Raw genomic sequence first — 3,894 nt, 5'->3', positions numbered from 1 at the left:
TTGTGCAAAGCTGCTGTGGCCACCGGATACTTTCTCTCAGGCATGGCCGCGAACCGGTGGCACGGGGCGGTGCGGCGCATTGAGGTCACATGGTTCGGTCAGAACCAGGTCCCGGGATGGGGCCGTGAGCAGGGCCTTTTGCCCACACCCAAGATTGGTGAGCTGCTGCGCGCAGTGCATGCCAAGCGCGCGTGAGCTCCTGATGGGCAGCGCCGTGGGCGTCTGTCATCCGCTGCACATCCTTTGAGCCTCATACAAGAACTGCCCCTCACCCACCGCAGGTCGCGGCGCGGTGAGGGGCAGTTCCTCTGTTCAGCTGCGGCTCTGGTCGCTGGCTCCCGGCCCGGAGTCATATCCGTCGTCACTGCCGCGGGCCACCAGGGCTGCTGCCGTGAGCCGATCAACAGGCTGCGGCTGCCCCGCCGCTGGGCTTCGACCGGTCCGGCGCCGGTTCTGGTCCGGTCCCGGGTGATGCTGCGTTCGGGGTCCTGCCTGCGCGGCATCCGTCTGTTCTGCAGTGGTGCTGACCGCCAAGCCCGCCCCGCTGGCCACCAGGACCTCCGCCTGACGACGATCCACACTGACACCGCTCACACCGGCACGGGCGCCAAGGCCGTGGTCGAGACCGCCTTGGTCCGCAGGCACACGGTCTGTGCTGATGCGATCGCCCTCGGGTGAGTCGGTCACCCCTTCAGTCGATGCGCCATGCGTACCAGGATGGGCCGCGGCAGGGTCAGAGGGTGCGGACGTTGTCGCAGAGTCCCCCGACGCTTCCAGGTGTTCTTCCGTGCCGTCGGCCTGAGACGGTGCGTGAAGGTTCTGGGCCGCCCCGGACTCGCTGCGGCCATCGCCCACAGATTCACCGGCTCCTTGATCCACCGGCTCACCCTGCCCTCCAGCTTGGAGCGTGTCCTTGGCGGCAGATTCAGTGGTCTGCTGGGCCGCAGATGCTGTGTTCGGGTCGGCAGGGTCGGAGTTCTGGGCGACAGTCTCAGAGCCGCCACCGGTACCGATGACACTGGGCACCACCTCACGCAGTTGAGCCAACGTGATGGCTCCGTCACGGACCACCAACGGTGTGGCGCCGGTGCAGTCCACGATGGTGGAGGCCTGTGGTGCTCGCGTGAGAACGGGGTGAGCAGACGAGCCACTGGAACTGACCTTCCCACGCGCACCTGCATCCAGGTACACGGAGACCTTATCCTGCAGCATCTCCCGTGCCTGCTCCACGGTGGTGGCAGCCGGCAGACCTGTCCGGTTGGCGGAAGACACCGCCAACGGACCGGTTTGGGTCAGCAGTTCCCGGGCGACGTCGTCGTCGGGCACCCTCAGCGCCACCGTCCCCTGGGTCTCCCCCAGATCCCACTGCAAGGAGGGCTGGGAGTGGCAGATCAGGGTGAGGCCGCCGGGCCAGAACGCTTGGGCCAGCGCACGGGCCTCGTCCGAAACCTGATCCGCCAAGCCGTCCAGGACCCCGGAATGCGCAATCAACACGGGCGGTGGCATGGTGCGGTTGCGGCCCTTTGCCTCCAGGAGTCGCTGGACAGCCGCGGCGGAGAAAGCGTTGGCTGCAATGCCGTACACGGTGTCCGTGGGCATGACCACGCACTCGTCCGAGGCCACAGCCTGCTGAGCATGCTTGAGGGCCACCGCCCGCTGATTCTCCTGCGCGCACTGGTAGACGACGGCGCCGATCTCTTGGGTCTGCTCGTCTTGTTCCTGCAGATCCTGCTGGGAGTTCTCCTGGGGTGTCTGGTTCACGCCGGTCATTGTTGCACTCCATGCTGGTGGTGGTTCACATCTGGACCGTCTGATTCAGGTTCCCGTGCGGCAAGAACTGCAGAGGTGGCTCGCGGGCGGCCGGTGAGATCGTGGTGCAGTTCCACGGAGGTGAAGCCGGTGCCCTCATAGGCTTGATGCACGGCATCGGCCTGAGATTCTGCATGTTCCAGGACCATGTATCCCCCGGGGCGCAACACCTGGGCTGCGGCTCGGATGATGGCCACGGGCAGCCGCATCCCGTCTGCTCCGCCACCCCACAGCGCCATGGCGGGATCGTGATCCGTCACCTCGGGGCTCACGGGCGGCTCACTGTCCGGGACGTACGGCGGATTGGTGACCACCACGTCCACGCGGCCCACCAGGTCACCGGGGACCTCCGTGGCATCCGCCTGACGTAACTCCACACGTTTGTACGGGGCAAGGTTGCGTTGTGCCCAGACCAAGGCCTCATCTGAGAGTTCCACGGCGTGGATGCGAGCCTGCGGGACCTCGTGAGCCACAGCCGCTGCAATGGCGCCGGAACCGGTGCACAGATCCATGACCACGGGCCGACCAATGCCTTCTGCCAGGTCGGCACGCAAGCGCTGTGTGGCCAGCTCCACCAAGAGCTCGGTTTCCGGCCGTGGGATGAAGACCCCCGGCCCCACGGCCAGCTCGATCCCCCTGAACGGTGCCGTCCCGGTCAGATGCTGCAAGGGAACACGCTGTGTTCGTTGCTGAACCATCGGCTCGAATCCTTGGGGAACATCAGCCCCGATGATGGCCTTGGCCTGCACCTCACCGCGGTCCAGGCCCATGAGGTGGCCGGCCATCAGGACGGCATCGTTCTCAGGAGTCTCCACGCCGGCAGCCGTGAGTTCACCGGTGGCCCATCGCAATGCCTGGGACAGCGAGGTCATCCTGACGGCCGAGTCCATGGACCCCTGGTTCTGGTCGGAGGCTTCAGTCATGGTCTCTCAGCTCTGCCCGCGCTGCCCCAGGGCAGCCAGTCGCACTTGTTCATCCATCTGGATGGCCGATGCCACCACGGCCCCAAGATCCCCGTCCATGACCTGATCCAAGTTGTACGCCTTGTACCCCGTGCGGTGATCCGCCACCCGGTTCTCCGGGAAGTTGTACGTGCGGATGCGTTCCGAACGATCCACGGTGCGCACCTGGGACTTGCGCGCTGCCGAGGCCTCAGCTGCCTGCTGCTCAGCCTGATGGGCCAACAGGCGCGCACGCAGAACACGCATGGCGGCTTCCTTGTTCTGCAACTGCGATTTCTCGTTCTGCATGGCCACCACGATCCCGGTGGGCAGGTGGGTGATCCGCACGGCCGAGTCCGTGGTGTTGACCGACTGTCCGCCGGGCCCAGAAGAGCGGTAGACGTCGATCTTGAGGTCATTGCCCTGGATCTCGATCTCCTCCGGGGCCTCCACCTCAGGAAAGGCCAGGACCCCGGCCGCCGAGGTGTGAATGCGGCCCTGTGACTCCGTGGCCGGGACACGCTGCACGCGGTGCACACCGCCCTCGTACTTCAGATGCGCCCAGACCCCTTCTGCGGGGTCATCGGAGCGTCCCTTAACCGCGATTTGGACATCCTTGTAGCCACCCAGATCAGCAGGGGTGTCGCTCAGGACCTCAGTGCGCCAGCCCTTGGACTCGGCAAATCGCAAGTACATGCGCAGAAGGTCTCCGGCGAACAACGCCGATTCCGCCCCGCCTTCACCGGCCTTGATTTCCAGGATGGCATCGCGGGCGTCGTCGGGATCGCGCGGGATCAGCAGCACCCGCAACTTCTCCTCAGCCGCCTCGATCCGGGGGCCCAGGGCTTCGGCCTCACGGGCGAATTCGGGGTCCTCCCCGGCCAGTTCCTGGGCAGTCTCCTGGTCCTCCCGCAGGCTGGTCAGGATGTCGCGAGCCTCAACCACCTTGTTCAGCTCGGAGTACCGGCGGTTCAGCCGCTTGGACAGCAGGGGGTCGGCGTGCACAGCCGGATCGGCCAGCTGCGTCTGCAGCTGGGCGTGCTCATCAAGCAGAGCCTGGATGGGGTCAGCCACGGAAGGCAGAGTCCTTTCAGATGCGCACCCTGGGATCCTCCCGGTGCGCCGGTGTGAAACAAGAACCGAC

General features: G+C 66.0%; 3 protein-coding genes and 1 pseudogene. 1 reads left to right on the top strand and 3 read right to left on the bottom strand.

Annotated elements, in window-relative coordinates; all coding sequences use genetic code 11:
• Nucleotides 1-195 (top strand): annotated as a pseudogene (locus L979_RS11775) (epimerase); the annotation flags it as partial.
• Between the two features lie 117 nt (nt 196-312).
• On the opposite strand, the gene L979_RS17110 reads toward L979_RS11775, so the two are convergent.
• The 3 genes from L979_RS17110 to prfA are packed head-to-tail and all read right to left on the bottom strand — an operon-like array spanning nt 313 to nt 3,824.
• Nucleotides 313-1,761, bottom strand: a complete 1,449-nt coding sequence (locus L979_RS17110; RefSeq protein ID WP_369792997.1) for an L-threonylcarbamoyladenylate synthase — start codon at nt 1,759-1,761, stop codon at nt 313-315.
• Nucleotides 1,762-1,766: 5 nt separating this feature from the next.
• Complete coding sequence (prmC, locus tag L979_RS11765; RefSeq protein ID WP_231559530.1) at nt 1,767-2,732, bottom strand: peptide chain release factor N(5)-glutamine methyltransferase; 966 nt, start codon at nt 2,730-2,732, stop codon at nt 1,767-1,769.
• Between the two features lie 6 nt (nt 2,733-2,738).
• On the bottom strand, nt 2,739-3,824 hold the full coding sequence (gene prfA, locus L979_RS11760) for a peptide chain release factor 1 (protein ID WP_047692400.1): 1,086 nt from the start codon (nt 3,822-3,824) through the stop codon (nt 2,739-2,741).
• Between the last annotated feature and the right edge of the window lie 70 nt (nt 3,825-3,894).

Source organism: Kocuria sp. ZOR0020 (assembly GCF_000800955.1).
GTDB classification, from domain to species: Bacteria; Actinomycetota; Actinomycetes; order Actinomycetales; family Micrococcaceae; genus Kocuria; species Kocuria subflava.
The sequence above is the reverse complement of the archived record's forward strand: the minus strand, read 5'-3'. Positions and strand labels throughout refer to the sequence as shown.